Annotated in this window: 31 protein-coding genes; 15 read left to right on the top strand and 16 right to left on the bottom strand. The window is 67.9% G+C overall.

The genetic code is table 11. The features are described 5' to 3' along the window. Positions 1 to 56 precede the first annotated feature (56 nt). Complete coding sequence (gene phnF, locus GGR03_RS15715; protein ID WP_246368079.1) at positions 57 to 782, bottom strand: phosphonate metabolism transcriptional regulator PhnF; 726 nt, start codon at positions 780 to 782, stop codon at positions 57 to 59. A 117-nt stretch (positions 783 to 899) separates the two neighbouring features. Between phnF and phnG the strand changes: the two genes are divergently transcribed. The 3 genes from phnG to GGR03_RS15700 are packed head-to-tail and all read left to right on the top strand — an operon-like array spanning position 900 to position 3,089. Further along, positions 900 to 1,367, top strand: a complete 468-nt coding sequence (gene phnG / locus GGR03_RS15710) for a phosphonate C-P lyase system protein PhnG (RefSeq protein ID WP_183209699.1) — start codon at positions 900 to 902, stop codon at positions 1,365 to 1,367. Beyond that, entirely contained in the window at positions 1,367 to 1,975 is a 609-nt protein-coding gene (gene phnH / locus GGR03_RS15705) for a phosphonate C-P lyase system protein PhnH (protein WP_246368077.1), read from the top strand. Before phnG ends, phnH begins: the two co-directional genes overlap by 1 nt. A 1-nt stretch (position 1,976) precedes the next feature. Then, complete coding sequence (locus GGR03_RS15700) at positions 1,977 to 3,089, top strand: carbon-phosphorus lyase complex subunit (RefSeq protein ID WP_183209698.1); 1,113 nt, start codon at positions 1,977 to 1,979, stop codon at positions 3,087 to 3,089. Between the two features lie 32 nt (positions 3,090 to 3,121). On the opposite strand, the gene GGR03_RS15695 is transcribed toward GGR03_RS15700, so the two are convergent. Beyond that, positions 3,122 to 3,547 (bottom strand): type II toxin-antitoxin system HicB family antitoxin, encoded by a 426-nt coding sequence (locus GGR03_RS15695; protein ID WP_183209697.1) that lies wholly within the window; start codon positions 3,545 to 3,547, stop codon positions 3,122 to 3,124. Positions 3,548 to 3,559: 12 nt separating this feature from the next. Next, positions 3,560 to 3,754: a hypothetical protein gene (locus GGR03_RS15690; protein WP_183209696.1), complete on the bottom strand. Its 195-nt coding sequence runs from the start codon at positions 3,752 to 3,754 to the stop codon at positions 3,560 to 3,562. Positions 3,755 to 3,993: 239 nt separating this feature from the next. On the opposite strand from GGR03_RS15690, the gene GGR03_RS15685 reads away from it, so the two are divergent. After that, the gene (locus tag GGR03_RS15685) at positions 3,994 to 4,869 is read left to right on the top strand and encodes an alpha-D-ribose 1-methylphosphonate 5-phosphate C-P-lyase PhnJ (protein WP_183209695.1); all 876 of its coding nucleotides are present in this window, start codon (positions 3,994 to 3,996) and stop codon (positions 4,867 to 4,869) included. 221 nt (positions 4,870 to 5,090) lie between these two features. Here the strand turns inward: GGR03_RS15685 and GGR03_RS15680 are convergent, their stop codons facing one another. Then, positions 5,091 to 5,501, bottom strand: coding sequence for an endonuclease domain-containing protein (locus GGR03_RS15680; RefSeq protein ID WP_252920282.1), 411 nt, complete (start codon positions 5,499 to 5,501; stop codon positions 5,091 to 5,093). A gap of 284 nt (positions 5,502 to 5,785) precedes the next feature. Between GGR03_RS15680 and phnK the strand changes: the two genes are divergently transcribed. From phnK to phnN, 8 genes are all read left to right on the top strand, one after another. After that, positions 5,786 to 6,559, top strand: a complete 774-nt coding sequence (gene phnK / locus GGR03_RS15675) for a phosphonate C-P lyase system protein PhnK (protein WP_183209693.1) — start codon at positions 5,786 to 5,788, stop codon at positions 6,557 to 6,559. 3 nt (positions 6,560 to 6,562) lie between these two features. After that, a complete protein-coding gene (gene phnL / locus GGR03_RS15670; protein ID WP_183209692.1) occupies positions 6,563 to 7,285 on the top strand; it encodes a phosphonate C-P lyase system protein PhnL in 723 nt (240 codons plus the stop codon). Beyond that, entirely contained in the window at positions 7,285 to 7,902 is a 618-nt protein-coding gene (locus tag GGR03_RS15665) for a DapH/DapD/GlmU-related protein (protein ID WP_183209690.1), read from the top strand. Before phnL ends, GGR03_RS15665 begins: the two co-directional genes overlap by 1 nt. A 117-nt stretch (positions 7,903 to 8,019) precedes the next feature. Further along, entirely contained in the window at positions 8,020 to 8,874 is an 855-nt protein-coding gene (phnC, locus tag GGR03_RS15660; protein ID WP_183209688.1) for a phosphonate ABC transporter ATP-binding protein, read from the top strand. Positions 8,875 to 8,912: 38 nt separating this feature from the next. Continuing rightward, positions 8,913 to 9,920: a phosphonate ABC transporter substrate-binding protein gene (phnD, locus tag GGR03_RS15655; RefSeq protein ID WP_183209686.1), complete on the top strand. Its 1,008-nt coding sequence runs from the start codon at positions 8,913 to 8,915 to the stop codon at positions 9,918 to 9,920. 109 nt (positions 9,921 to 10,029) lie between these two features. Further along, on the top strand, positions 10,030 to 10,851 hold the full coding sequence (phnE, locus tag GGR03_RS15650; protein ID WP_183209684.1) for a phosphonate ABC transporter, permease protein PhnE: 822 nt from the start codon (positions 10,030 to 10,032) through the stop codon (positions 10,849 to 10,851). Between the two features lie 78 nt (positions 10,852 to 10,929). Then, positions 10,930 to 12,069 (top strand): alpha-D-ribose 1-methylphosphonate 5-triphosphate diphosphatase, encoded by a 1,140-nt coding sequence (locus GGR03_RS15645; protein ID WP_183209682.1) that lies wholly within the window; start codon positions 10,930 to 10,932, stop codon positions 12,067 to 12,069. After that, positions 12,059 to 12,679: a phosphonate metabolism protein/1,5-bisphosphokinase (PRPP-forming) PhnN gene (gene phnN, locus GGR03_RS15640; RefSeq protein ID WP_252920281.1), complete on the top strand. Its 621-nt coding sequence runs from the start codon at positions 12,059 to 12,061 to the stop codon at positions 12,677 to 12,679. Before GGR03_RS15645 ends, phnN begins: the two co-directional genes overlap by 11 nt. An 88-nt stretch (positions 12,680 to 12,767) precedes the next feature. On the opposite strand, the gene GGR03_RS15635 is transcribed toward phnN, so the two are convergent. From GGR03_RS15635 to GGR03_RS15585, 11 genes are all read right to left on the bottom strand, one after another. After that, positions 12,768 to 13,856, bottom strand: a complete 1,089-nt coding sequence (locus GGR03_RS15635; protein ID WP_183209680.1) for a YeeE/YedE thiosulfate transporter family protein — start codon at positions 13,854 to 13,856, stop codon at positions 12,768 to 12,770. Between the two features lie 207 nt (positions 13,857 to 14,063). Beyond that, the gene (locus tag GGR03_RS15630) at positions 14,064 to 14,585 is read right to left on the bottom strand and encodes a DsrE family protein (RefSeq protein ID WP_246368075.1); all 522 of its coding nucleotides are present in this window, start codon (positions 14,583 to 14,585) and stop codon (positions 14,064 to 14,066) included. 51 nt (positions 14,586 to 14,636) lie between these two features. Further along, positions 14,637 to 15,326, bottom strand: a complete 690-nt coding sequence (locus tag GGR03_RS15625; protein WP_183209678.1) for a c-type cytochrome — start codon at positions 15,324 to 15,326, stop codon at positions 14,637 to 14,639. Further along, complete coding sequence (gene soxC, locus GGR03_RS15620) at positions 15,310 to 16,596, bottom strand: sulfite dehydrogenase (protein WP_183209676.1); 1,287 nt, start codon at positions 16,594 to 16,596, stop codon at positions 15,310 to 15,312. Before soxC ends, GGR03_RS15625 begins: the two co-directional genes overlap by 17 nt. A 75-nt stretch (positions 16,597 to 16,671) precedes the next feature. Beyond that, positions 16,672 to 18,366: a thiosulfohydrolase SoxB gene (soxB, locus tag GGR03_RS15615; protein WP_183209674.1), complete on the bottom strand. Its 1,695-nt coding sequence runs from the start codon at positions 18,364 to 18,366 to the stop codon at positions 16,672 to 16,674. Positions 18,367 to 18,446: 80 nt separating this feature from the next. Continuing rightward, positions 18,447 to 19,313: a sulfur oxidation c-type cytochrome SoxA gene (gene soxA, locus GGR03_RS15610; RefSeq protein ID WP_183209672.1), complete on the bottom strand. Its 867-nt coding sequence runs from the start codon at positions 19,311 to 19,313 to the stop codon at positions 18,447 to 18,449. A 75-nt stretch (positions 19,314 to 19,388) separates the two neighbouring features. Beyond that, entirely contained in the window at positions 19,389 to 19,715 is a 327-nt protein-coding gene (soxZ, locus tag GGR03_RS15605; protein WP_183209670.1) for a thiosulfate oxidation carrier complex protein SoxZ, read from the bottom strand. An 83-nt stretch (positions 19,716 to 19,798) separates the two neighbouring features. Continuing rightward, positions 19,799 to 20,254 carry a thiosulfate oxidation carrier protein SoxY gene (soxY, locus tag GGR03_RS15600; protein WP_183209668.1) on the bottom strand — a complete coding sequence of 152 codons (456 nt, stop codon included), beginning with the start codon at positions 20,252 to 20,254 and terminating at the stop codon, positions 19,799 to 19,801. Positions 20,255 to 20,267: 13 nt separating this feature from the next. Continuing rightward, positions 20,268 to 20,726, bottom strand: a complete 459-nt coding sequence (gene soxX, locus GGR03_RS15595; RefSeq protein ID WP_183210059.1) for a sulfur oxidation c-type cytochrome SoxX — start codon at positions 20,724 to 20,726, stop codon at positions 20,268 to 20,270. 153 nt (positions 20,727 to 20,879) lie between these two features. Beyond that, positions 20,880 to 21,464: a thioredoxin family protein gene (locus tag GGR03_RS15590; protein ID WP_183209667.1), complete on the bottom strand. Its 585-nt coding sequence runs from the start codon at positions 21,462 to 21,464 to the stop codon at positions 20,880 to 20,882. A 39-nt stretch (positions 21,465 to 21,503) separates the two neighbouring features. Beyond that, the gene (locus tag GGR03_RS15585; protein WP_183209665.1) at positions 21,504 to 22,238 is read right to left on the bottom strand and encodes a cytochrome c biogenesis CcdA family protein; all 735 of its coding nucleotides are present in this window, start codon (positions 22,236 to 22,238) and stop codon (positions 21,504 to 21,506) included. Between the two features lie 91 nt (positions 22,239 to 22,329). Here GGR03_RS15585 and GGR03_RS15580 point away from each other — a divergent pair, with 91 nt between their 5' ends. The 3 genes from GGR03_RS15580 (at position 22,330) to GGR03_RS15570 (ending at position 24,380) form a co-directional block, all read left to right on the top strand. Continuing rightward, complete coding sequence (locus GGR03_RS15580; RefSeq protein ID WP_425486721.1) at positions 22,330 to 22,764, top strand: thioredoxin domain-containing protein; 435 nt, start codon at positions 22,330 to 22,332, stop codon at positions 22,762 to 22,764. A gap of 13 nt (positions 22,765 to 22,777) precedes the next feature. Then, entirely contained in the window at positions 22,778 to 23,152 is a 375-nt protein-coding gene (locus tag GGR03_RS15575; RefSeq protein ID WP_246368073.1) for an ArsR/SmtB family transcription factor, read from the top strand. Positions 23,153 to 23,282: 130 nt separating this feature from the next. Continuing rightward, positions 23,283 to 24,380 (top strand): YeeE/YedE family protein, encoded by a 1,098-nt coding sequence (locus tag GGR03_RS15570; protein WP_183209661.1) that lies wholly within the window; start codon positions 23,283 to 23,285, stop codon positions 24,378 to 24,380. A gap of 1 nt (position 24,381) precedes the next feature. Here GGR03_RS15570 and GGR03_RS15565 read toward each other — a convergent pair whose 3' ends face one another. After that, entirely contained in the window at positions 24,382 to 25,284 is a 903-nt protein-coding gene (locus GGR03_RS15565) for an MBL fold metallo-hydrolase (protein ID WP_183209659.1), read from the bottom strand. Positions 25,285 to 25,476: the final 192 nt, after the last annotated feature.

Here is a 25,476-nt window from a genome sequence, read left to right as displayed (position 1 = left end):
CGGATGGTGATGGACCGACTGCGGCACGATGGGCCGGTGGCCTCATGACCCCGCGCTCAGCTGTCGAAGACGAGCTCCACCCGGTCGGCCAGGAAGCGGCTGCGGGAGAACTGGATCGGCACGCCATCGGCATCGTAGTTCGCCGATTCCGACACGATGACGATCGCGTCCGCCGCGCATCCGAGATGCTCGGCGTCGTCGTGCGAGACGCGCTCGGCGGTGATTCGTGTGCTGCGGCGGCGATAGTCCTCGACGCCGTGGGCGGCGAGCGCCTTGGTGATCGAGCCGGTCTCGGCATAGGCGGCGACGATGCGCGGGAAGCGCTCGGCCGGAAACCAGCTGGTGGCCACCGACAGCGGGACGCCGTCGGCGACGTTGAGGCTTTCGAGCCGGACGAGCGCCGCGCCTGGAGCAAGCTGCAACCGGCCGGCGACATGCCGGTCGGCGCCCTCCCGGCTGGAGCCGATGAGCCGACCCGCCGCCTGGCGGGCGTTCTGCGAGACGTTCTCGGTGAATCGCGTGCGGGCACCGACCGGATACACGATCCGCTCGGGCCGGCGCTCGACGAAGGTGCCCCGGCCGCGCTCCGGCCGCAGCAGCCCTTCGGCCGCCAGCGCCGCGATCGCGCGGCGCACCGTGTGGCGGTTGACGCCGAAGCGGGCGGCCAGCTCGGTCTCGACCGGCAGCTTGTCAGGTCCGCCCGCCCCGGCGGCACCGATCATCGCGCGGATTTCGTCGGCGACCTTCCGCCAGCGCGCGATCCCGTCGGCTGTGTCGTCCATGGTCATGCTCCTGCGGTCCGCCGCACGATCGTCATTGTCACGTCATCGTGGCGGGTGTATCCATCATCTAACAGATCTAGTTGTCTACTCCAATAGACTAATAGGAACGAAGCCTTCATGTCAGCCGCTCCCGGCCATCCGTCCGACCAGACCGCCCGCCGCCGCGCCATGGGCGCCTTCGCCGCCAGCGACGCCCCGACGCTCGCCGCCGCCTGGGACGCCATCGCCGGCGAGACGACGGCCACCAGCCTGCGTGGTCCCGAAGCCGGACTGGTGATGCTGCGCGGCCGGATCGGCGGCGGTGGCGCGCCGTTCAATCTCGGCGAAGCCAGCGTCACGAGAGCCAGCGTCCGCCTCGCCTCGGGCGAAGTCGGCCACGCGATGGTGCTCGGCCGCGACACCGACCATGCACGGCTTGCCGCCCAGCTCGATGCCGGCTGGCAGCGTGACGACTGGCGCGCCGCAATCGAGGCGGAGGTCGTCGAGCCGGCGCTGCAGAGGCAGGCGGAGGCAGACCGGCACTCCGCCGAGGAAACGGAAGCGACGCGGGTCGACTTCTTCACCATGGTCCGGGGAGACGACTGATGGCCGACACGATGGCTTCCGCCCCGCTGGAAGGCGGCTTCGCCGACCCGGTCTTCGACGCCCAGGCGGCGTTTTCCGCGATCATGGGCGCCTTTGCCCGCCCCGGCACGATCGTCGAACTCGAAGGCCTTGCACAGCCTCCCGCTCCCGTCCCGCCGGCGGCCGGCGCCTTTCTGGCCGCGCTGGCCGACTACGACACGCCGGTCTGGCTCGACGAAGCGGCGAAGGCCACCGGCATCGCCGACTGGCTGATCTTCCATACCGGCGCGGCGATCCTTGCCGATCCCGTGGCGGCGTCCTTCGCGCTGATCTGCGAGCCATCCGCGCTGCCGTCGCTGTCGCGCTTCGCCGTCGGCACGGCCGACTTCCCCGACCGCTCGGCGACGCTGATCCTCTGCCTGCCGGAGCTGCGCGGCGGCGCGACGCTGCGGCTCACCGGGCCCGGCATCGAGACGGAGGCTTCCGCCAGTCCGCAGGGCCTGCCGGAGTGCTTCCTTTCGGACTGGGCCGGCAATCGCGGCCTCTATCCCTGCGGCATCGACGTGCTGCTCGTTGCCGGCGGCGAGGCACTCGGCCTGCCGCGCACCACACAGATCGCGGAGCGCTGAGATGTATGTCGCCGTCAAGGGAGGCGAGGCCGCCATCGGCGCCGCCCACCGCCTGCTCGCCGATCGCCGCCGCGGCGACCGCAATGTCCCGGCGCTGACGCTAGCGCAGATCGCGGGCCAGCTGGCGCTCGCCGTCGACCGGGCGATGGCCGAGGGCTCGCTCTACGATCCCGAACTCGCGGCGATGGCGGTGCGCCAGGCGCGCGGCGACCTGATCGAGGCGATCTTCCTGATCCGCGCCTATCGCACGACGCTGCCGCGCTTCGGCTATTCGGTGCCGGTCGACACCGGCGCGATGCGCATCGAGCGCCGCGTCTCGGCGACCTACAAGGACCTGCCGGGCGGCCAGCTGCTCGGGCCGACCTTCGACTACACGCACCGGCTGATCGACCCGTCGATGGCCGGCGACGAGACGGTCGAGCCGGGGGCCCGGCGCGACTGGCCGGGCGAGCGCTGCGCGCGGGTCACCGACATCCTCGGCGAGGACGGCTTGATCGAGCCCGACGCTGCGGCCGAGGCCGGCGAGCCGGGCGACCTCACCCGCGAGCCGCTGGAGTTTCCGGCCGGCCGCGATCTTCGGCTGCAGGCGCTGTCGCGCGGCGACGAAGGGTTCCTCCTGTCCCTCGCCTACTCCACCCAGCGCGGCTTCGGCCGCTCGCACCCCTTCGTCGGCGAGATCCGCATCGGCCTGGTCGATGTCGAGATCGAGATGCCGGAAGTGGGTTTTCCCGTCACCATCGGCCGGGTGCGGCTGACCGAGTGCCAGATGGTCAACCAGTTCAAGGGTTCCGCCGAAGAGCCGCCGCAGTTCACCCGCGGCTATGGCCTGGTCTTCGGCCAGTCGGAGCGCAAGGCGATGGCGATGAGCCTCGTCGACCGGGCGCTCAGGGCAGACGAGTTCGGCGAGGAGCGCAACGCCCCGGCGCAGGACGAGGAATTCGTCATCGCCCATTCCGACAACGTCCAGGCGACGGGTTTCGTCGAGCATTTGAAGCTGCCGCACTACGTCGACTTCCAGGCCGAACTCGACCTCGTCCGCCGCATGCGCCGCGAGCACGCGGCGTCTTCAGCCTCGTCCGAAGCCGACGACGAGCTGCAGGACGCAGCCGAATGAGCGCCCAGCCGCAACTGCAACGGCCGTCTGGTTCAGGCGGCGATCGTCTCGATGACAACACGGCGGCCGAGCACGGCGAGCGTCGCTTCCAGCATGGCGAGCTTGGTCGCATGGTCCGGGTCGAGGATCCGGCGCACCAGCTTCTCGTCCTTGCCGAGCCGACGCGCCAGCTCTGCCTGGCTGATGCCGCTCTGCTGGAAGGCCTCGCAGACAGCGAGCTTCATCGCATCGCTTGCCCCCACGGGAATGGCGAGGTCGCCGATCGTCTCGGAAGCGGCCGGCAGGTCCCTGCCGTCCCTCAGGGCCCATCGAAGAGCGATGCCCAGCACTTCGCTCGCCGCGCCGATCGCCGACTCCCGCGTCGCTCCGCCGCTGATCGCTTCCGGCACGTCCGGAAAGGTCACGACGAAGCCGCCATCCGGATCGGCTTCCAGGCGAGCGGGATAGATCAGGCGCATGGCGTTTCCTTCTCACTTGACCCCGAGCTGGCGCTTGATCGTCCGAACGTGCAGGGGACCGAGTTCGCCGGACTGGATGATCGTACGCCTGTCGCCGAGCGTCACGCGGTAGTGGCTGCCCTTGCCGAGCTTCGTGTCGATTTCGAGCTTCAGCTTTTGCGCCCGAGCGTAGGCACGCAGTTCCCGCAGCAAGGCTTCGCGCGTCATCCCCGCCTTTCCGGGAAGGCTTCAAATCTCGGACATTATTGTCCGGATACGAGCGATTGGCAACTCCTGCTGGAGTGGCGACGCGCAAGGTTAACGGCCTCCACGTTCCAGCAGATACCAGCCCACCGCGAGGCCGCCGAGGATGGCCACCAGTTCGCCGAGTGCCAGCCAGCCGGCTCCCATCGCCTTTCTCCTTCGCGGGTTCCCGCGCGTTTCATTCCAGCAGAAGGCCCGGCACGATGACGGCGGCGCTTCCGACCTACAACTTCGCCTATCTCGACGAGCAGACCAAGCGGATGATCCGCCGCGCCATCCTGAAGGCGATCGCGATCCCCGGCTACCAGGTGCCGTTCGCCTCGCGCGAGATGCCGATGCCCTATGGCTGGGGTACCGGCGGCGTGCAGGTGACCGCGGCGATCATCGGGCCCAACGACGTTCTCAAGGTCATCGACCAGGGCGCCGACGACACCACCAATGCCGTGTCGATCCGCGCCTTCTTCGAGAAGACTGCCAAGGTCGCGACGACCACGAAGACTCACCTGGCGACGATCATCCAGACCCGGCATCGCATGCCGGAGACGCCGCTGACCGCCGGCCAGACGCTGGTCTTCCAGGTGCCGATCCCCGAGCCGCTGCGCTTCCTCGAGCCGCGCGAGACCGAGACGCGGGTGATGCACGCGCTGGAGGAATACGGGCTGATGCACGTCAAGCTCTACGAGGACATCGCCCGGCACGGCCACATCGCCACGACCTACGCCTATCCGGTGAAGGTCGAGGGGCGCTACGTTATGGACCCCTCGCCGATCCCGAAATTCGACAACCCGAAACTGCACCGCTCGCCGGCCCTGCAGCTCTTCGGCGCCGGCCGCGAGAAGCGTATCTACGCGCTGCCGCCGTTTACCGACGTCGTCAGCCTCGACTTCGAGGATCATCCCTTCGCGGTGCAGCGCTTCGAAAAACCATGCGCGCTGTGCGGGGCGGAAAACGTCTATCTCGACGAGGTCGTCACCGACGACAGAGGCGGCCGGATGTTCGTCTGCTCCGACACCGACTGGTGCGAGACGCGCCGCGAGGCGGGACATGTCGGGGATGGCGGGCCGGAGGCGGTGCGATGAGGACGGTTCCTTTGTTGCACTCATCGTTTGGCCCAGGGGCCCGGATCCTACCCCCCTCTGCCTGCCGGCATCTCCCCCACAAGGGGGGAGATCGACGGAATTGCCCGGCAAGGCGCTCGACGATCGGCCGCACGACTCTTCTCCAGAAGGCGAGACCGTCGCCGCTCCGATCTCCCCCCTTGTGGGGGAGATGTCCGGCAGGACAGAGGGGGGTCGCTGTCCTATCCGACATCGCCGACTTCGCGACCGCCATCGCTGAAACAGCCCGGCTCCCGCGCCTCGATCACCGCGAGGATATGCGCGCAGACGCCATCGATGTCGGTCATGACCTCGTGGTTCCAGAACCGCACGACGGTCCAACCGTCCGCTTCCAGTCGCGCCGTCCGGGCAGTATCCCGCGCCAGCGTTGCGTAGTCGCCGTGCCGCGTCCCGTCGATCTCGACGATCAGCCGGTGCGTCGGGCAGGCGAAGTCGACGATGCTGCCCGCGATCGGCACCTGCCGGCGGAAGCCGAGGCCCATCAGCCGGTGCGCCCGCACCGCGTTCCAGAACTTCAACTCGGCCTCGGTCATCGCCTTGCGCATCGTCCGGGCAATGGCGCGGTGCCTGCGCGAAATATCGGCATGCGACACGGATCGGCCTCCTGCGGCGGAGATCATTCTGCCAGTGGCGGCGGCTGCTTTGTACCCCCCTCTGCCTGCCGGCATCTCCCCCACAAGGGGGGAGATCGAGACTGCAAAGCCCCGCTCTCGACGTTCGGCCTAACGGCGCTTCTCCAGGAAGTGCCCCCCTCGCCGCATCGATCTCCCCCCTTGTGGGGGAGATGGGCGGCAGCCCAGAGGGGGGTGTCCGCGCTGAAGACCTACGCCCGGGACAGCGACCAACCTCCGTCCGCATATCCGAGGAGACAGGCCCGATGACTTCCCCCCTCCTTTCCGTCCGGGACATCACCAAGAGCTACGGCGCACGCGTCGGATGCGAGGACGTGTCGTTCGACGTGTGGCCCGGCGAAGTCGTCGCCATCGTCGGCGAGTCCGGCTCGGGCAAGACGACCTTGCTGAACTGCATCTCGACGCGCCTCGCGCCGACGTCGGGCACGATCTCCTACGCCATGCGCGACGGCACGATGCGCGATCTCGCCAGCCTCGGCGAGGCAGAGCGGCGGCTGTTGATGCGCACCGACTGGGGCTTCGTCCACCAGCATGCGAGCGACGGCCTGCGGATGCGGGTCTCGGCCGGGGCGAATGTCGGCGAACGGCTGATGGCGGTGGGGGACCGGCACTACGGCGAGATCCGCGCGACGGCGACCGACTGGCTCGGCCGCGTCGAGATCGCCGCCGACCGGATCGACGACCAGCCCGTGGCGTTTTCCGGCGGCATGCGCCAGCGCCTGCAGATCGCCCGCAACCTCGTCACCCGCCCGCGCCTCGTCTTCATGGACGAGCCGACCGGCGGACTCGACGTCTCGGTGCAGGCGCGGCTGCTCGACCTGATCCGCACGCTGGTGTCGGAAATGGGCCTGTCGGTGGTGATCGTCACCCACGACCTCGCGGTCGCGCGGCTCCTGTCGCAGCGCATGATCGTGATGAAGGCAGGGCGGATCATCGAGCACGGCCTGACCGACCGGGTCCTCGACGACCCGCACCACGCCTATACGCAGCTCCTCGTCGCCTCGATCCCGGAAAGCTGAGCCATGTCCGACCAAATCCAGCCGATCCTTTCGGTGCGCGACGTCGCCAAGACCTTCACCATGCATCTGCGCGGCGGGCTGCGCCTGCCGGTGGTTTCCGGCGCCGCCTTCACGGTCGGGGCCGGCGAATGCGTCGTCCTCGGCGGGCCGTCGGGGGTCGGCAAGTCGTCGATCCTGCGCATGGTCTATGGCAACTACGCCGTCGATGGCGGCCAGATCCTGATCCGCGATCCCAAGAGCGGCCGCGAGGCGGACCTGGCCGACGGCGATCCGCGCGAGATCATTGCGCTGCGCCGCGATGCCATCGCCTATGTCAGCCAGTTCCTGCGGGCGATCCCGCGCGTGCCGGCGATCGACGTGGTCGCCGAGCCGCTGGTCTCGCGCGGCACCCCGGTCGAGGCGGCGCGGGCAAGGGCGAAGGAACTGCTCGCCCGCCTCAACCTGCCGGAGGCGCTGTTCGAGCTGCCGCCGGCGACCTTCTCCGGCGGCGAGAAGCAGCGGGTCAACATCGCCCGCGGCTTCATCACCGACCATCCGCTGCTGCTGCTCGACGAGCCGACGGCCTCGCTCGACGCGGAAAACCGCGACGTCGTCTGCGCGATGATCGAGGCCAAGAAGGCGGCCGGCACCGCCATTCTCGGCATCTTCCACGACGGCGAGGTGCGCGACCGGATCGCGACGCGCATCGTCGACGTCTCGAGCTTCTCCGCCCGGGCTGCCGCCTGATGCCGCGCCTTTCCGAACACACGCCGCTGATCCACGAGACCGCCATCGTCGAGACGACGACGATCGGCCGCTATGTCGAGATCGACGAGCGGTGCCGCGTCGCCGAGACGGTGATCGGCGACTATTCCTACATGATGCGCGATTGCGGCGTCTGGGGAACGGTGATCGGCAAGTTCGTCAACATCGCCGCCAGCGTCCGGCTGAACGCCACCAACCATCCGGTCGAGCGCGCGACGCTGCACCACTTCACCTACCGCGCCGGGGATTATTTCGACGACGCCGAGGACGAGGCGCCGTTCTTCGCCGCCCGCCGGGCCCGCGCCGTGACCATCGGCCACGACGTCTGGATCGGCCACGGTGTGACCGTCCTGCCGGGCGTGACGATCGGCAACGGCGCGGTCATCGGCGCCGGGGCGGTGGTCTCCAAGGACGTCGATCCCTACACGATCGTCGGGGGTGTGCCGGCCCGCCCGATCCGGCCGCGGTTCGCCGGGGGGATAGGCCAGCGCATGGACGCGCTCGCGTGGTGGGACTGGCCGCACGAGACGCTGCGGACGGCGCTCGACGACTTCCGCCAACTCGACGCCGAAGCCTTCCTGGACAGGCACGGCGGCTAGGCCCGGAGGGCCGGGCAGACAAGCGGTCCGGGTGTCACCGAACCGTCACCGGCACGTCATCCGACTCACATGCGCAAGGCCTAGGAAGACCCCGTCAACGAGCCGACGGGATATAGAATGACTGCCATCGTGATCCGGGACCTCTCCAAACGCTTCGGCCGCAAGCAGGCCCTGAACAAGGTCAGCCTGACGATCGAAGAGGGCGAGATGGTCGCGCTGATCGGGGCCTCCGGCTCCGGCAAGTCGACGCTCATCCGGCACATCGCCGGGCTCGAGCGCGCCGACCAGGACAGCCATTCCTGCATCGACCTGTTCGGCGCGACGATCCAGACCGGTGGCCGGATCGGTAACGGCGCCCGCGTCATGCGGCGCGAAATCGGCGTCATCTTCCAGCAGTTCAACCTCGTCGCCCGCCTGCCGGTGATCACCAACGTGCTACTCGGCAATCTCGGCCGCATCCCGCGCTGGCGCGGCACGCTCGGCCTGTTCACCCGCGAAGAGCGCCTGGCCGCCCGCGCCGCGCTCGCCCGGGTCGGCATTCCGGAGGTCGCCTGGCAGCGCGCCTCGACCTTGTCGGGCGGGCAGCAGCAGCGTGCCGCGATCGCCCGCTGCCTCGTCCAGAAGTCCCGCGTGCTGCTCGCCGACGAGCCGATCGCCTCGCTCGATCCTGCCTCGGCACGGCGGGTGATGGACGCGCTCGCCGACATCAACCGGACGGAGAAGATCACCGCCGTCGTCTCGCTGCACCAGGTCGAATACGCCCGTCGCTACTGCCCGCGGACCATCGCGCTGAGGGGCGGCGAGGTCGTCTATGACGGCCCCTCCGGGGCCCTCACCAACGCCTTCCTCACCGAGCTCTACGGCGCGGATTCCGACGAGCTCGTGCTGCCCGACGCGCTGCCAAGCGACGACCAGCGCGTCCCGGCAGCCAGAAAACCATCCGTCAGGTCGCCTGAACTCGCCATCGCCTGACCGAAGCCCTTCGCCACCATCAACAGGGAACCATCATCATGAAGACGATCCTCAAGAGCCTTGCGGCTGCCACGCTGGTGGCCGGCCTGTCGTCCGCCGCCCTCGCCCAGGACGCGGCGCCGAGCGAAATCGCGTTCGGCATCATCTCCACCGAGAGCCAGCAGAACCTGCGCCCGAAATGGGAGCCCTTCCTGGCCGACATGGAAGAGAAGACCGGCCTCACCGTGAAGCCGTTCTTCGCCTCCGATTATGCCGGCGTCATCGAAGGCATGCGCTTCGACAAGGTGCAGCTCGCCTGGTACGGCAACAAGTCGGCCATGGAAGCGGTCGACCGGGCGAACGGCGAGATCTTCGCCCAGACCGTCGCCCTCGACGGCAGCCCCGGCTACTGGTCGCTGATCCTCGCGCCGGCCGACTCCAAGCTCACCAGCGTCGAGGACCTGCTCACCTGCGACCAGTCGCTGGATTTCGGTCTCGGTGATCCGAACTCGACCTCGGGCTATCTCGTGCCGATGACCTTCGTCTTCGCCGCCAACGGCGTCGACCCGAAGGAATGCTTCAAGAACGTGACCAACGCCAACCACGAGACCAACGCCATGGCCGTCGCCAACGGCCAGGTCGACGCGGCGGCGAACAACACCGAGAACCTCGCGCTGATCGAGAAGAACAACCCGGAAGCCTTCGCCAAGATCAAGGTGATCTGGAAGTCGCCGCTGATCCCGTCGGATCCGATGGTCTGGTCGACCAAGCTGCCGCAGGAGACCAAGGACAAGATCAAGACCTTCTTCCTGACCTACGGCACCGACCAGTCGGACGGTGACGTGGCGGCCGAGAAGGCGGTCCTCGCCGGCCTCGAATGGGCTCCGTTCCGCGAGAGCACCAACGACCAGCTGCTGCCGATCCGGGTGATGGAACTGTCGAAGTCGATCGCGCAGATCGAAGCCGACACCAGCAAGAGCGACGAAGAGAAGAAGGCCGAGATCGAGAAGCTCGAGGCCGAGAAGGCCGGCTACGAGGCGAAGATCAAGAGCGCCGAGCAGAGCTGACACCGACGACAGGCGGCGGGCACCCTGCCTGCCGCCGACTGGTTCTCGTCCATCCGGCCGGCGCCCTGACAGGGGCCGGCCGGTTCATTTCGACCCGCAGGATGCTGCCATGACCGACGACGCGCTTTCCGTTTCCCGCCCCGCCGTGCCCGACCTCAATGCCGGCCGCGACTGGTCCCGCAGCGTCTGGAACGCGGTGATCTGGGGCGGCCTCGCCCTCGGCCTGATCTGGAGCTGGGCGCCGGCGGAAATGGGCCGCTGGACCTATCTCTTCACCGACGCCGACAACATGGCGCAATATGCCAGCGGCTTCGCCCATCCGGACTTCACCGACTGGCGCTATTACGCCACCGAGATGGTGGTGACGGTTCAGATCGCGCTGTGGGGCACCGTCCTGTCGGTGCTGCTGGCGATCCCGTTCGGCATCCTGTCGGCGCACAACATGGTGCCCTGGTACATCCTGCAGCCGGCCCGCCGGCTGATGGATTTCTTCCGCGCCATCCACGAGATCGTCTGGGCGGTGCTGTTCGTCGTCGCCGTCGGCCTCGGACCCTTCGCCGGCGTGATGGCGCTGTTCATCCACACGACCGGCATCCTCGCCAAGCTGTTCTCCGAAGCCGTCGAGGCGATCGACCCGCGGCCGGTGGAAGGCATCCGCGCCACCGGCGCTTCGAAGCTGCAGGAAGTGGTGTTCGGCGTCATCCCGCAGGTGCTGCCGCTGTGGATCTCCTATTCGCTCTACCGGTTCGAATCCAACGTCCGCGCCGCGACGGTCCTAGGGGTGATCGGCGCCGGCGGGATCGGCCAGGTGCTGTTCGAATCGGTGCGCGGCTTCTATTATCCGCAATCGGCGGCCATCCTGATCATCATCGTCGCGACGGTGGTGCTGACCGATCTCCTCTCGCAGCGGCTGCGGCGCTTCGTTACATGACGGTGGGCGCTGCCCGCCTCGCAACGAAGCGGTCGCCGCCCCTCGCCTTTCGATTCCCCAGCCCAGAAGCCACCCGACATGCCTGACGAAATGATCCTGACCAATGCCCGCATCGTCACCGCCGATGCGGTGATCGACGGGCATCTGGTGATGCGCGACGGGCTGATCGCCGAGATCGGCGAAGGTCCGTCGGCGGCCGGCGAGGACATCGGCGGCGACACGCTGATCCCCGGCCTGATCGAGCTGCACACCGACCACATCGAAGGCCATTTCATGCCGCGGCCGAAGGTGCTGTGGAACAAGCTGGCGGCGATCCAGGCGCACGACAACCAGATCGCCGGCTCCGGCATCACCACGGTGTTCGACGCGCTGCGGGTCGGCACCGACGAGAACGCCACGCTGACCGCCGACGACATGGCCGAGATGGGCGAGATGATCGGCAGGGCCGTCGACGAGGACCGGGTGCGGGCCGACCACTACATCCATCTGCGCTGCGAGGTCTCCGCCGAAGACGTGCTGGCGGGCTTTCACAAGCTGGCGGTCAATCCGCGGCTCCGGCTGGTCTCGCTGATGGACCATGCGCCCGGCCAGCGGCAGTTCGCCGATCTCGGCGCGTACCGCACCTATTACCAGAAGAAGCTCGGCCTCTCGGACGAGGCGTTCGAGACCTTCAGCACGAAGCGGATGGGCGAGTCCGCCGAATTCGCCGAGAGCCACCGGCGCGATATCGCCGATGCCTGCCGTGAGCGCGGCATCGCGCTCGCCTCGCACGACGACGCGACGCTTGCCCATGTCGACGAAGCGCTGGCGCTGGGCACCAGCGTGGCGGAGTTCCCGACAACGGTGGAAGCGGCCGCCGCCTCGCGCGAAGCCGGCCTCCACGTGCTGATGGGCGCGCCCAACATCGTGCGCGGCGGCTCGCATTCCGGCAACGTCTCGGCGATCGAGCTGCTGCGGCTCGGTATCCTCGACATATTGTCGTCGGACTACGTGCCGTTCTCGATGCTGCAGGCAGTGTTCCACCTCGTCGACAGCGGCGAAGCGAGCCTGCCGGCCGCGATCCGGCTGGTGACGCTGAACCCGGCGGACGCCGTCGGCCTCACCGACCGCGGCGCCCTCGAGGTCGGCCGCCGCGCCGACCTCGTACGCGTGCGTACGCACGAAGGCGAGCCGCCGGTGGTCCGGTCCGTCTGGCGCGAGGGCAACCGTGTCTCCTGACACCGATACACGGCCCCCGGCCGACGCCGCGCTGACGGCTGAGCGGCCCGGCACCTTCGTCGCCGTGGTCGGGCCCAGCGGCGCCGGCAAGGACACGTTGCTCGCCATGGCCGCCGAGGCGCTCGCGAACGAGCCGAACGTCATCTTCGCCCGCCGGATCGTCACCCGCGACGCCATGGCCGAGCTCGAGGACCACGCCGTGATGAGCCGGGCGGACTTCGCCGAGGCCGAGAACTCCGGCGCCTTCTGCCTCTCCTGGCACGCGCACGGCCTCGCCTACGGCCTGCCCGCCGGCCTCGACGACGCGCTATCGTGCGGCAAGACAGTCGTCGCCAACATCTCGCGGCGAACGCTCGCGGATGCTGCCGCGCGGTTTGCCCGCCTTGCCATCGTCGAGATCACCGCGCCGAAGGCGGTGCTCGTCGCCCGCGTCGCGGCGCGCGGACGCGAGACGCCGGACGAGGTGGCCGCGCGGATCGCCCGTCAGGTGGAGCTGGAGGTTCCGGCCCGTGCCGAGGCCTTCCACCGCATCATGAACGATGGCGCGGCCCGCGAGGGATGCGAGCGGCTGGTCGCGATCCTGATGGCGTCACCTCGCCGCGCGGGCTAAACTGGACGGACGACCTGCCGTCATCCGGCCGCCGCGCCGTTCCGCATTATTCCCCGCTTCCCCATATCAGACCGGCTTGAGCCGGACGTCACGATACGGCGACGGCGTCATGCGCAGGCACCGCAACGGCCTGGCGATCGACGAAGCGATCCGCCACCGCCGCGCCGGCGATCATCGAGCCCAGCCCGACCAGCGACGAGACCGCGAGCACGGAGCCGCCGGTCAGGCCGGCGCCGATGGTGCAGCCGACGGCCAGGATGCCGCCGAAGCCCATCAGGGCGGCGCCCGCCGTATAGCGCAGGATCGACGGTGTGCCCGGCTCGGAGAAGGTCACCACCCGGAATTCCCGGAAGGCGACCGCGGCGAGAAAGGCGGCGACCAGCGTGCCGATCAGAACGCCCTGGTCGAGGCCGGCAAAGGCGTCGGGGCTGATGGCGAGCGCACTCGTCGTCGCCAGCGGCCTTATGTAGGAGAGGCTCTCGGCCTGGATCGGCTCGAAGACCTGCAGCGACAGCGTGTAGGTGAAGTACCATCCGGCGACGACGCTGGCGCCGACGCCGATGCCGCCGAGGACGCGCCATGCCGAGGCGCGGACGGCGAAGGCGACGGCCAACGCGGCGAGGGCGAGGACGGCACCGACGACGAGGCCCGCCGACGGGCCGAGCCCGGCATGCGCCAGGAGGTCATTGCCGCCGATCGCCGCGGTGCTCCAGAGCCCGCCCGCCGCGTCGCGCAGCGGAACCAGCACGCCGGCATAGGTGGCATAGCCGACGATCGCGATGACCAGCGTTACATACAGCGCCCGCAGATTGCCGGAGGCGGCGAGGATCAGCATGCGCGAGACGCAGCCGCGCGCCAGCACCATGCCGACGCCGAACAGCGTGCCGCCGATCAGCGCGCCGGAGAGGCTCTGCGCCGTGGAGAAGAACCGCGTGTCCCGCACGTCCAGATAGCCGTAGTTCAAAAGCAGCTGGACGCCGAGCACCGCGGCGGCAAAGCCCGCCGCCCAGGTGGCAAGCGCGGCGTAATCGCGCCGGCGCGTCAGATCCAGCACCGCCGAGCGGGTGCAGAAGGCGCTGCGCTGCGCGAAGAAGCCGAAAAGGCCGCCAATGACGATGCCGCCGACGAGCGCCGTGGCGTTCTCGCCGATGGAGTCGATCAGGGGGATGAAGTCCATGGCGAGAAGTCCTGCCGGTTGCCGCTCCGGCGAAGATATGCGGATAAGCGAATATGTTCAGGTTACAGATGTGCCGAGGCTGCCGGTCGAGCGAACCAGTTTCCTGCCGCTTATCACAATGTTGGATTCTGGTTCCAGGGCCGGGACGGAGCTGCGGTCGGGGCCCGGTCGCCAGGGAGCACCTTTGTGGGCGTTGGCCCTAGCCCGTCAGGGCTTGACGATGGTGAAGCCTTCCTCGTCGAGGCGGATCAGCTCGGCGACGCCGGCCTCGACCACTTCGGCGAAGGGGACGATCTCCGGCCGGCTGCCCTCCTCGCGCTCGAGCGTGTCGAGCGTGTTGCCGCAGGCGACGAAGGCGACGTTCGGCATGCTCTGCTCGAACGAGGTCAGCCGCTCCATCACCGGCGTCCTGTCCGGGCGGAGCATGGTCAGGCCCGGACCGTAGACGACGATGCGGATGTCGACCTCTTCCGCCTTGTCGGAATAGAACCGCGAGACATTGGCGGCGATATCCAGCGCCGAGCGCATCGCCGCCTCGTCGTCGTCGGAGACCTGCAGCGCCAGGCGGTGGGTGACGAAGCCGCCGTCATCCTCGGCGGGCTGGGCGGCAGCGGGGGACATCGCCGACGGCGCAGAGAGCATCGCCGCGAGCGCCAGCATCAGGCCCGCTGCGGGCAGCCGGAACCCGGCGGCACGGGCCGCGCGGAGCGGGCGAAAAATTCGAAACATGGCCAGCTACTCCCGATGCGGCGGATCCCGGCGGGCAGAAGCCCGTCCGCGTCAGTCCACCTGTCCGCCGGCAGCACCCTCGCTGTCGGGCGTCACGTCGAGCACCTGCGCCCGCATGGTGATCTCCGCCGGCCCCGGCTTGCAGTCCACCATACAGGGTTCGGCCCCGGTCTTGTAGTGCGCTTCCTGTTCCCGGTCGTCCGGGACGAACGCGTCGGCATTGGGCATCTCGATCGAGGTGAAGTTCTCGTTGGAGAGCTCGAATTCCTCGTCCGTGACGATGTCGTTGAGATAGAGGACATAGGCCGTCAGCGCGTAGACGTCGTCGTCGCCGAGCGTCTGGGCGCTGCCGAAGGGCATCGCCCGGTGGATATAGTCGTAGACCGTCGAGAGATACGGCCAGTACGAGCCGATGGTCTTTTCCGGACGCTCGCGGGTGAGCGTATCGAAGCCACCCGCCAGGACCGGCCAGCGGTCACGCCCCTCGCCGAAATCGCCATGGCAGGAGGCGCACTGCATCTCGAAGATCGCTTCGCCTTCCAGCACGGTGCCGCTGCCGACGGGAAGCCCCTGCCCGTCCGGCCGGACATCGATATCCCAGGCGGCGATTTCCGCCTCCGTCGCGACGCGGCCGAGGCCGAGCTTGCTGCCGGCCTGCTCCTCGGCTGAGGCCGCCGCAATGCCCGCCGCGCCGGTGGCGATCGCTCCCGCCAGGAGCAGCGCCTTAGGAAACTTCGACATTTTCGAGCCCTCCGTCCGCGGTCAGAAGCCAGGTCTGGATGCCGTTATTGTGGTAGATCGAGTTGTCGCCGCGCGCCGCGCGGAGCTCGTTCTTGGTCGGCTGCACGAAGCCTCGCTCGTCCACTGCCCGCGATTGCAGCAGCAGCTGCGAGCCGTCCCAGTCGAAGTCGTAGTAGAAGCGGTGCAGCGCCATCGGCAGGCTGGGCCCGTCGATCCGCGCCTTGTGCCAGTTCCGTCCGCCGTCGAGCGTGACGTCGACGCGGTCGATGCGCCCGTTGCCGGACCAGGCGAGGCCGGTGATAACCGTGCGTCCCTTGCCGTGGGTGATCGGCGCCTGGGGGCTCGGATTGGTGATGACCGACTTCACCTCCATGCCCCAGGTGAACTTGCGCGCCTTTCCGCTTGGGAGAAGGTCGGTGTATTTCGACGTCTCTTCCCGCTGCTCCCAGGGCTGGTCGCCGACTTCGAGGCGGCGCAGCCACTTAACCCACATATTGCCTTCCCAACCGGGCACGACGAGGCGCACCGGGTAGCCCTGTTCGGGCCGCAGCGCCTCGCCGTTCATCTTCCAGGCGACGAGACAGTCGTCGAGCGCCTTCTCCATCGGGATCGAGCGGGTCATCGCGGCCGCATCCGCGCCCTCGGCGAGCAGCCACTTGCCGGCGGTCTTCACGCCCGCCTCCTCCAGGAGGTAGCGCAGCGGCGTGCCGGTATACATCACGCAGTGGATCATGCCGTGGGTGAACTGGCAGCCGTTCAGCTGCGCGCCGCGCCATTCCATGCCGCTATTGGCGGCGCATTCGAGGAAATAGACGCGGTTCTCGCGGGGAAAGCGCTTGAGATCGTCCATGGTGAAGACCAGCGGCCGGTCGACGAGACCGTTGATCATCAGCCGGTGCTCGTCCGGCGGGATCTCGGCGATGCCGGCGTGATGGCGCTCGAAGCAGAGCCCGTTCGGCGTGATGATGCCTTCCAAATCGTGCAGCGGCGTGAAGCTGACCGAGCTGGTCGCGTCGGCGGTGAGCCACGGCACGTCGCGGCGCACGACGCCGGCTTCGAACGGGGACGGCGTCCCGTAGGGCCGCGTGACGACGCCCTCGCCGAGATAGCTGTTCCAGTCCTTCAGCTCGGTGATCGCCGGATCCCCTCCATCGGCGGCCCGCGAACCCGTCGTCCCGGCAAAGGCGGCCGCGCCGCCAAGGGCGAGACTGCGCATGAGGAAGCTGCGGCGGGATGTTCCCTCCCCCGTCCTCTCAGGCCTGTCAGTCATCGGCGTCCTCCCGACATAGAATTATATGATATTTTGCATATATCAGCGCGCAGCCCGGCTGTCGACCGTCCGGCTTCAGCCTTTGACGGTGACGCTGCGATTTTCCTCGGGCGAAACGGTCGGATTCTTCGCCAGATAGCTCTCCACCACGTCCCAGATCGCCGGGCCTTCGGTACCCTCGTTCACCGAGGCCCAGCCGGTGACGACGTAGTCGCGGCCGGCCTCGATCGGGGCCTTGGTCTTGAGCACCGTCATGTCGGTGATCCGCGAGCCGATCGTCTTGGTCGGATCGATGGCGTAGGCGAGGCCGCCGACGCGGACCATGTCGCCGCCCTGCTGGTAGTAGGGATCGGCGTTGAAGAGGTTGTCGGCGACGTCCTCGAGCACCGTCTTCAGCATCTCGCCGCTCATCGTGTTGCGGTAGACGGCCGGGTAGGTCATGGCGCAGACCGTGTGCAGGTCCTCGACGGTGATGTCGCTGTCCGCCGGCAGCGACGTGCCCCAGCGAAAGCCCGGCGACAGCGCGATCTCGGCGTCCTGCTCGGCAAGCAGCGCCTCGCAGATCACGTCGTCCCAGGTGCCGTTGAAATTGCCGCGGCGGTAGAGCAGCCCCTCGGTGCGGCCGATCACCCGCTGCAATTCGTCCGCATAGGGCGCCCGCACCTCGTCGATGACCGCCGCCATCTCGGCGTCCGGCGCGATGACGTCGGAGAACACTGGGATCAGCCGGTAGCGGAAATCGTTCAGGCGGCCATTGGAGACGTCAAGATCGAGCCGGCTCAAGAACTTGCCGTTCGAGCCGGAGGCGATCAGCAGCGTGTTGCCGATTTTCACTGGTTCCGGCAGCGCGTCATGGGTGTGGCCGGTCAGGATGATGTCGATTCCAGCGATCCGCGATGCCAGCTTGCGGTCGACGTCGAAGCCGTTGTGGGAAAGCAGGACGACCAGATCGGCGCCTTCCGCCCGCGCCGCCTCGACATGCAGGCCGATCTGCTCGTCGCGGATGCCGAACGACCAGCCGGGGATCAGCCAGGACGGGTTGGCGATCGGTGTGTAGGGGAAGGCCTGGCCGATCACCGCAATCTTCACGCCGCCGCGCTCGATCATCTTCCAGGCTTCGAAAGCCGGCTCGTCCCATTCATTGTCGAAAATGTTCGAGCCGAGGAAAGGGAAGGCCAGGGAGTCGATCGCCTCCTGCACCCGGTCGGTGCCGTAGGTGAACTCCCAGTGCCCGGTCATGGCGTCGGGCGCCAGCACGTTCATCGCCGTGATCATGTCGGCGCCGGCCGTCTTGTTGGCGGTGTAGCTGCCCTGCCAGGTGTCGCCGCCGTCGAGCAGCAGGACATTGTCCTCGCCGCGCTCGGCGCGGGCGCGGCGGACGATCGTGGCGATCCGATCGAGACCGCCCATCTTGCCGTACTGCCTAGCCAGCGCGCCGAAATCCTCCGAGGTCAGCGCATAGGCGTCGGGCGTGCCCGGCTCGATCCCGTAGAGCTTCAGGAAGTCCGCGCCGGTCACGTGCGGCGGCAGACCCGCGACCGCGCCGATCCCGATATTGACGGCGGGCTCACGGAAATACACCGGCTTCAGCTGCGCGTGTATGTCGGTGACGTGGAGCAGCGTCAGATTGCCGAAGTCGGCGGCGCCGAGCAAATCGTCCTCGGTCAGCTTCTGCTGGGCGGCGGCCCACGACCAGCGGCCGGACAGGCCGGACCCGGTCAGGGCCCCCAGTGCCACCGTCGCCGTCAGGAATTCGCGTCTGGAAAACATGGATATCCTCCATCCGGACCGCCGAGGCGATCCGGACTTGCCGGTTCACGGTCTGGCAGCCGCAGCTGCCGGGGAAACTGCTACTGGCGCACCGCCGGCGTCTCGACCGACAGGCCCTGGCCGCGCCAGGCGGTGTAGACCTCGAGCGCCATCAGCTCGTCGGAGAAGGCCTTAGGCATTTCCGCCCGCGTGTCGCGGACGCAGCCGCGGAAGCGGTTGTGCAGCGAGACCATGCCGCCAGTGTTGAAGCGGTAGGTCGGGAAGCCGTTGGTCTGGCCCTGGCTGAGATGGTCGGCGCGGATGTACTTGCCGTTGGCGCTCTCGTGGCAGGAGGCGCAGGACAGGTCGAGCTGGCCGGTGCGCAAATAATAGCGCTCCTTGCCCTTCTCCCACCAGCTCATCATCTCGCCCTCGGCGAGGTCGATATCCACCGGCTCGCCCAGCGACTGGTGCCGGATGAAGGTGACGAGATCCTTCTGGTCCTGCGCGTCGAACTTGTAGGGCTCGGCCTGCATGTTCTCGGTCCGGCAGGCATCGACCTGCAGCTCGAGATTGAACGGCTTGCCGGCCTTGGCATTCCACTTGGGATAGTTGGCGCCGACGCCGGCCATCGTCTCGGACGCGTCCTCGTGGCAGGTCGCACAGGACTTGCCGGCGGCGCCGTCGACCGTGTTCCAGATTTCCTCGCCGCGCTCGACATTGAGCATGCCGGGATTCTCGAAGCTGTCCATCTGCGTCGCGCGAGTCTCTGCCTCGCGGTAGAGCCAGCCGGATTCCACCTGCTCGAAGACGTGGCCGGGTGGCTCGGTCGGCGCGGGGGCGACGGTGATCATCTCCTCGCCGTCGATCGTCAGCGTCTCGTTGACGGGATCGGCCAAGGCAATGGACGCCAGCGCCAGGCTGCCGAGGCAGGAAAAGCCCAAAAGGGCGATGACGGACTTGTTCAAGCAGTTTTCCTCCCACGACGAGGCCAGACCCCTCGGGCCGACCCCTCTTCCTTCACCCGGATGCGGATCCGGCTTCTACCCGACCGTGATCTCTTGCTCGTCCGTGTAGGTCTCGCCGTTGTCGTCCACCCAGGTGAACTTGAACGTGCCGCTCTCGGGCACCTTGGCGGTGAACTCGAAATACGGATTGGCCGACACGGCGGGGTCGAGATCGCACTCGAACACCTTGGTGCCGTTGAACTCGCAGGTGAACTTGTTGATGATCTGCCGCGGGATGACGTTGCCGTCGGCGTCCTTGCGCTGGCCCGATTCCATCTCGTGGCTGATCAGGGTCTTGATGGTGACGACTTCCCCGGCGCTGGCGCTCTTGGGGACTTTCACTCTCGGCTTCGGCGTTGCCATGGTCTGGTTCTCCTCAGGTGACGCTCGCCCGAAGCGAGGTCACGCATCTTTCTCGATCTCGGTTCGACGGGCGGAAGGCCGGATCAGCCGCCGCAGCCGCCGATCGTGACCTTCACTTCCTTGCGGTCGGAAAACACCGACCCGTCGTTCATCTTCGCCACCGCGATGACGTTCTGGGTCTGCGCCAGCCGGATGCGCGTCGTCGCCGTCGCGCTGCCGCTCATCGGGGTGAAGTGGAAGGTGGCGACCTCGGGGTTGGGATTGCCCTCGGCGAGGATCGTCACCGATTCCACGTAGCTGTCTTCGGTCATCGGGCTCTCGACCGTCACCGAGATCGGCACGGTGTTGCCGTTCTCGGCGATCTCCGGAGCGGTCAGGCTGATCGTGCCGGTCTTCGGCTCGGTGCCGCCGGTAAAGGCGGCGAGCGCTTGCTCGGTCGCCTCGACGCTCGCGAAGGCCCGGCTCGGGGCGAAGGCGAACAGGCCGTAGGTGGCAGCGCCGGCGGACAGCGCGAAGATCTGGCGTCTCGTCATGTTCATGGAAATTTCCTTCCTAGTCGCCTTTCAGCGTCTCGAGATAGGCAACGACATCCTCGACCTGCTGGGCCGTGAGGATCGGCTTGCCCTGATATTTTTCGGCGACGTCGACGCCGACATCGAGCGTGTAGAAGCCCGGCATCACGGTCTGCTCGCCAAAGACCTGCTTGGCGTCGACGAGGATCGCGCGCAGCTGGCCCGGCTCCCAGCGATCGGCGACGCCGTTCATCTCCGGCCCGACATTGCCGTGGAACAGCTGGTCGTCGAGATCGGCATTGGCATGGCAGGCCAGGCAGTTGCCGAGGCCGCGATCCATGAAGACGCTCCGACCCTCGGCCGGGTCGCCAGCCTTGTCGGTCAGCGGATCGGCGATCTGGGCATCGGCAAAGGATACATCGGCAGGAGCGGTCTCGGCTGCAAGGGCCAGCGGCGACAACGCCATGGTCAGAGCAAGGCCGAGCGCGAACGGGCGCATCATGGACAAATTATACCTCCCGAATGCCGGCTTTCGTCGGCCGAAACTGCTTCGTTTTCCCGCAGTGAGTAAAGCAGTCCGGGAGAATGAATGCAAGTATTGTTATTTTCGAATGTATTGCGACTGCTCACGGTTTGCACCGCAGCGCAGCAATCACTGGCTCGTCTCTATTGTGCCACCGGCCTCGGCCAGCTTGCGAGCATGATATTTCTGAAAATGCTCCTCGCCCTGGTATCCCTTTTCGCGGACCCACTGGAACATGTGGAGGAACGTCTGCTTGCCGAAGGCGCCCGGCATGGTGGCAACGGCGGCATCGCCGGCCGTGCCCTCCGACGGGGCTGATTCCGGCATGAACAGGATCGTCGGGGTGAACACCACGCGCCAGCGCCGCGCCGCGGTCTTCTCCGCCAGCGTGCTGCCGTCGAGATCGGTGACTTCCTCGTCGCCGAACAGGTTGTACTGGACCACGTGGAAATTCGCCGCGATGTAGTCGGCGACCGCCGGGTCGGCGAGGATTTCCTCGTGCATCTGCCGGCAGTAGATGCAGCCGCGCTGCTCGAACACCAGGGCAAGGCGCTTGCCGTCCTGGCGGGCCGCCTCGATATCCTCGGCAATGTCGCGGAACGTCAGGGTGAACCACGGCTCCTTGTGCAGCCCGTCGTCGCCGACCTCAGCGGCCGGGACCATCGAGCCAAGATACAACAGCGCCGCGGCGGCGAAGATGATCTGCCTCACCATGCGTTTCTCCTCCCTTGTTCCCGGCGCGCGGCGCCGGACTTAGCCGATCGTGGCGAAGACCGGAAAGGTCTCCAGCAACCAGTAGGAAATCGTCGCCATCTGGCCGGTGACGAACAGGATGCCGGTCAGCACCAGGGCGCCGCCCATGATCTTCTCGACCGTCGCCATATGCTGCCGGAACCGCGCCGCCAAGGCCAGGAACCGCGTGGCGAAGGCTGCCGCGAGCAGGAACGGCACGCCGATGCCGAGCGAGTAGGCGGCGAGCAGCCCGGCGCCGCGCAGCGCCGTCTCCTGCGTGCCGGCGACGAACAGGATGGCCGCCAGGACGGGTCCGACGCAAGGCGTCCAGCCGAAGGCGAAGGCGAGGCCGATAACATAGGCGCCGACCGGCCCGGCCGGCTTGCGCGCCACCTGGACGCGCGCCTCGCGGTAGAGCAGCGCCAGGCGGAAGACGCCGAGGAAATGCAGCCCCATGACGATGATGATGATGCCGGCGATCACCGACAGGACGTCGAACCATTCGGCGACGACCTGCCCCAGCACGCTGGCGGTCGCCCCGAGCGCGACGAAGACGGTGGTGAAGCCGGCGACGAAGGCGAGCGAGGCCAGCATGATCTGGCGCTTGACGGCGGGTTCGGCGCCGCGGTCGCGGACCTGGTCAAAGCTCAAGCCCGCCAGATAGGCGAGATAGGGCGGAACGATCGGCAGAACGCATGGCGAGACGAAGGACAGAAGCCCCGCCAGCAAGGCTGCGCCGTAGCCAACATCTAGCATTTGGACGTTTCCGGGTGCGACATTATGTGGTGCTCTCGGAAGCGCTTGTGATTGCGCCGATCCGGGCTTCGCATTAAATAGAAGAATGCATATGTTTTCATCTATTGCAAACGGCGTGCGCGGGACGATCGGGTCGCGGGGACGGCGCATGGCTCTGCTGGCCGCCCTGCTGCTGGCCTGCGTGCCGATGCCAAGCGGGCCTGCCGCGGCCGCCGAACTGCTGATGCTGGAGCGGCCCGGTTGCGTCTGGTGCGAGCGCTTCAACGCCGAGATCGCGCCGGCCTATCCGGCGACGGCAGCCGGGCGTATCGCACCGCTGCGCCGCATCGACCTGACCGAGCCGTGGCCGCACGACCTCACAGACGTCGCGAAGGAGCGGGTGACCCCGACCTTCGTGCTCGTCGAGGATGGTCAGGAGATCGCCCGAATGCGAGGCTATCCCGGGGATGCGTTCTTCTGGGGCCTTCTCGACGACATGCTGGCGAAACTGCCCGGCGGCGCGGACGCGCTCGCCGAAGCGATCTGACCGAGCGAGTGAATTGAGCAATCTGAGCAACTGGTCCGTTCCGAAGTTCGATCCCGCCACCTCGCCGGAGGAGACCGAGGCGTTCTTCGCACAGGCCCGCAAGGCAAGCGACCTCCTGAAGGCGATGTCGCACGAGACGCGCCTGGTCATTCTATGTCTCCTGTCGGAGGGCGAGCGTTCGGTCGGCGACATCGAGGCGATCCTGTCGATGCCGCAGGCGGCGGTCTCCCAGCAGCTGGCGCGCCTGCGCCTCGACCGGCTGGTGAAGACGCGGCGCAACGGGCGCACCGTCTACTACCGGCTCGCCAGCGAGGAAGTCACCTCGCTGATCGGCACGCTGTACGAACTGTTCTGCGCCCCGGTGCGCACGACCCGCAGCGGCGACTGACACCATCGGCGCGGCGGCGCCGATCCTGCCTTCCTGCAGATCCCGGCGTGGCGTGCCGCTTGTGCCAAGGCATCGGCAGCGCTAGGCTTTTTCTTGAAGCGTTCCAAGAAGACGCTCGGGAGGCACCGACATGCTGATCGAAAGCGGCCTGGCGCTGCCGCTGGCGGGATTGCTCGCCGGCGCGGCGATGGGCTACGCCGCGCGGCGACATCATTTCTGCACCCTGTCCGCCCTGGAGCGGCGCTGGTACGCCGGCGACGACAACGGCGTGCGGGCCTGGGGCCTGGCGATCCTCGTCGCGATCATCCTCACCCAGGGGCTGGTGCTCGCCGGCCTGTTCGATCCAAGTCAGAGCTTCTACCTGACACCGAGCTTCGGATGGTCCGGCGCGGTGCTCGGCGGCCTCGCCTTCGGCTTCGGCATGGCGCTCGTCGGTACCTGCGGCTTCGGCGCGCTGGTCCGGCTCGGCGGCGGCTCGCTGGGCGGCCTGGTGGTGGTGATCGTCCTCGGCCTTGCCGCCCTCGCCACGCAACGGGGGATCATCGCCATGGGCCGCATCGCGATCGTGGATTCGCAGGCTTACGATCTCACCCGGGTCGGCGCGACGGACCAGTCGCTGGGCAGCCTGATGAGCGCGATCACCGGGCTCGATATCTCCGCGTTCGTCACGCTCCTCATCGTCGGGGCCCTCGCGGCCTGGGTGTTCCGCACCGCCGCCTTCCGGCAAGACCGGGGCAAGATCACCGCCGGCGTGGTCATCGGCGTCGCCGTCGCCTTCGGCTGGCTGGCGACGTCGTTCATCGCCGCGCGCTCCTTCGATCCGGTGCAGGTCGAGAGCGCGTCCTTCGTGGTGCCGCCCGGCGACGTCATCCTGCAGCTGATCGCGGTGACGGGTGCCCTGCCCGACTACGGCGCCGGGATGGTCGTGGGCGTCGTGCTGGGCGCCGCCGCGGCAGCGGTGCGGCGCCACGACATAAGGTGGGAAGCCTGCGACGATGCGCGCGAACTGTCCCGCCACCTTGCCGGCGCGGTGCTGATGGGGGTGGGCGGGGTGTTCGCGCTCGGCTGCACGATCGGCCAGGGCGTCTCGGCGGCTTCGCTCCTGACGATCTCGGCGCCGATCGTGCTGGCATCGATCGCCGTCGGAGCGCGGCTCGGTCTTGCCTTCATCCTCGAAGGCTCGATCCGCCACGCCTTCCTGCGGATCGAACGCGGCCCGGCCGAATAGCTCAGGCGTCCGGGACGAAGCGGTAGCCGGCGCCTTCGGTCTCGACGCGCCCGAGGCCGCCATTCGGCAGGTGGAACCCGACGAAACGCATCTTCTCCGAAGCCAGCCGGTCGAGCAGTGCGGAGCGGGTCTTCGCGCCGGTCTCGGGATCCTGGTCCGCGCCCCATGAGAGGTCCGGGCGCGCGAAGGAGATCGGATCGTTGATGATCGCGTCGCCGACGACCATGACCGGCGCCCCCTCCCCGTGCAGCACGAAGGCGCAGTGGCCGGGCGTATGGCCGAAGGCGGCCACTGCCTCTATGCCGGAAATCACTTCCGTGCCGGGCTTGAACAGGGTGCTGCGGTCCTCGATCGCCTCGAACCGGCTGCGGGCGCCGATGACGAAGCTCTGGCGGTCCTCCGGCATCTCGGCGAGCGCGGCGTCGGAGCGCCAGTAATCCCACTCCGTCTGGCAGACATGGAATGCCGCATTGGCGAACGGCACCTCGTCGAAATCGTCGAGGACGCCCCAGATGTGGTCGGGATGGGCATGGGTGAAGATGACGTCGGTCACCTCGCCGGGGTCGATGCCGGCCGCGTCCAGGCTCTCGGGCAATTTGCCGGCGCTCGGCATGAAGTTCGTGCCAGCGCCGGCGTCGAACAGGACGAGGCGGTCGGCACCCCGAAGCAGCGTGAGATTGCAGGGCGAGGCATGGGTGGCACCGAGCGCGCCGCGATCGATGCCGATCTCCTCCAACGTCGCGTCGGGAATGCCACGCAGGACGAAATCGGTGGGCATCTCAAGTTGTCCGTCGCTGAGCGTCGTCAGCGCGTCGGGCGCAGCGAGGGCGCGCGAGCGAAGGCCGAGACCGGCCAGCCCGGCCACGGCGGCGGCACCCGCCGCGAAGCTTCGTCTGGTGAGCATGCTTTCCTCCCGCACGGCCGCAAACAGGAGGCTCATGATATATAGAATATTTGTAATGTATAGGCGGCGAGGGCGGCGTCGCCTCAGGCCTTGCGACGCGGTCGAAATTCCGGAGCGACCTGAACGGAGTTGAAGCCGGCCACCGGAAACACCCCTCCGCGCGTGTTTCCGAGGATCGTCGGCAGGAAGAAC

It is taken from the genome of Aurantimonas endophytica (genome assembly GCF_014196845.1).
Taxonomy (GTDB): Bacteria; Pseudomonadota; Alphaproteobacteria; order Rhizobiales; family Rhizobiaceae; genus Aurantimonas; species Aurantimonas endophytica.
Note: the sequence above shows the minus strand (reverse complement) of the source record. Positions and strands in the feature narration are given on the sequence as shown.

What these genes read in the sequence shown, in the direction of transcription:
- phnF (WP_246368079.1), bottom strand. Translation starts at nt 782, where the DNA reads ATGGACGACACAGCCGACGGGATCGCGCGCTGGCGGAAGGTCGCCGAC.
- phnG (WP_183209699.1), top strand. Translation starts at nt 900, where the DNA reads ATGTCAGCCGCTCCCGGCCATCCGTCCGACCAGACCGCCCGCCGCCGC.
- phnH (WP_246368077.1), top strand. Translation starts at nt 1,367, where the DNA reads ATGGCCGACACGATGGCTTCCGCCCCGCTGGAAGGCGGCTTCGCCGAC.
- GGR03_RS15700 (WP_183209698.1), top strand. Translation starts at nt 1,977, where the DNA reads ATGTATGTCGCCGTCAAGGGAGGCGAGGCCGCCATCGGCGCCGCCCAC.
- GGR03_RS15695 (WP_183209697.1), bottom strand. Translation starts at nt 3,547, where the DNA reads ATGCGCCTGATCTATCCCGCTCGCCTGGAAGCCGATCCGGATGGCGGC.
- GGR03_RS15690 (WP_183209696.1), bottom strand. Translation starts at nt 3,754, where the DNA reads ATGACGCGCGAAGCCTTGCTGCGGGAACTGCGTGCCTACGCTCGGGCG.
- GGR03_RS15685 (WP_183209695.1), top strand. Translation starts at nt 3,994, where the DNA reads ATGACGGCGGCGCTTCCGACCTACAACTTCGCCTATCTCGACGAGCAG.
- phnK (WP_183209693.1), top strand. Translation starts at nt 5,786, where the DNA reads ATGACTTCCCCCCTCCTTTCCGTCCGGGACATCACCAAGAGCTACGGC.
- phnL (WP_183209692.1), top strand. Translation starts at nt 6,563, where the DNA reads ATGTCCGACCAAATCCAGCCGATCCTTTCGGTGCGCGACGTCGCCAAG.
- GGR03_RS15665 (WP_183209690.1), top strand. Translation starts at nt 7,285, where the DNA reads ATGCCGCGCCTTTCCGAACACACGCCGCTGATCCACGAGACCGCCATC.
- phnC (WP_183209688.1), top strand. Translation starts at nt 8,020, where the DNA reads ATGACTGCCATCGTGATCCGGGACCTCTCCAAACGCTTCGGCCGCAAG.
- phnD (WP_183209686.1), top strand. Translation starts at nt 8,913, where the DNA reads ATGAAGACGATCCTCAAGAGCCTTGCGGCTGCCACGCTGGTGGCCGGC.
- phnE (WP_183209684.1), top strand. Translation starts at nt 10,030, where the DNA reads ATGACCGACGACGCGCTTTCCGTTTCCCGCCCCGCCGTGCCCGACCTC.
- GGR03_RS15645 (WP_183209682.1), top strand. Translation starts at nt 10,930, where the DNA reads ATGCCTGACGAAATGATCCTGACCAATGCCCGCATCGTCACCGCCGAT.
- GGR03_RS15635 (WP_183209680.1), bottom strand. Translation starts at nt 13,856, where the DNA reads ATGGACTTCATCCCCCTGATCGACTCCATCGGCGAGAACGCCACGGCG.
- GGR03_RS15630 (WP_246368075.1), bottom strand. Translation starts at nt 14,585, where the DNA reads ATGTTTCGAATTTTTCGCCCGCTCCGCGCGGCCCGTGCCGCCGGGTTC.
- GGR03_RS15625 (WP_183209678.1), bottom strand. Translation starts at nt 15,326, where the DNA reads ATGTCGAAGTTTCCTAAGGCGCTGCTCCTGGCGGGAGCGATCGCCACC.
- soxC (WP_183209676.1), bottom strand. Translation starts at nt 16,596, where the DNA reads ATGACTGACAGGCCTGAGAGGACGGGGGAGGGAACATCCCGCCGCAGC.
- soxB (WP_183209674.1), bottom strand. Translation starts at nt 18,366, where the DNA reads ATGTTTTCCAGACGCGAATTCCTGACGGCGACGGTGGCACTGGGGGCC.
- soxZ (WP_183209670.1), bottom strand. Translation starts at nt 19,715, where the DNA reads ATGGCAACGCCGAAGCCGAGAGTGAAAGTCCCCAAGAGCGCCAGCGCC.
- soxY (WP_183209668.1), bottom strand. Translation starts at nt 20,254, where the DNA reads ATGAACATGACGAGACGCCAGATCTTCGCGCTGTCCGCCGGCGCTGCC.
- soxX (WP_183210059.1), bottom strand. Translation starts at nt 20,726, where the DNA reads ATGCGCCCGTTCGCGCTCGGCCTTGCTCTGACCATGGCGTTGTCGCCG.
- GGR03_RS15590 (WP_183209667.1), bottom strand. Translation starts at nt 21,464, where the DNA reads ATGGTGAGGCAGATCATCTTCGCCGCCGCGGCGCTGTTGTATCTTGGC.
- GGR03_RS15585 (WP_183209665.1), bottom strand. Translation starts at nt 22,238, where the DNA reads ATGCTAGATGTTGGCTACGGCGCAGCCTTGCTGGCGGGGCTTCTGTCC.
- GGR03_RS15580 (WP_425486721.1), top strand. Translation starts at nt 22,330, where the DNA reads ATGTTTTCATCTATTGCAAACGGCGTGCGCGGGACGATCGGGTCGCGG.
- GGR03_RS15570 (WP_183209661.1), top strand. Translation starts at nt 23,283, where the DNA reads ATGCTGATCGAAAGCGGCCTGGCGCTGCCGCTGGCGGGATTGCTCGCC.
- GGR03_RS15565 (WP_183209659.1), bottom strand. Translation starts at nt 25,284, where the DNA reads ATGCTCACCAGACGAAGCTTCGCGGCGGGTGCCGCCGCCGTGGCCGGG.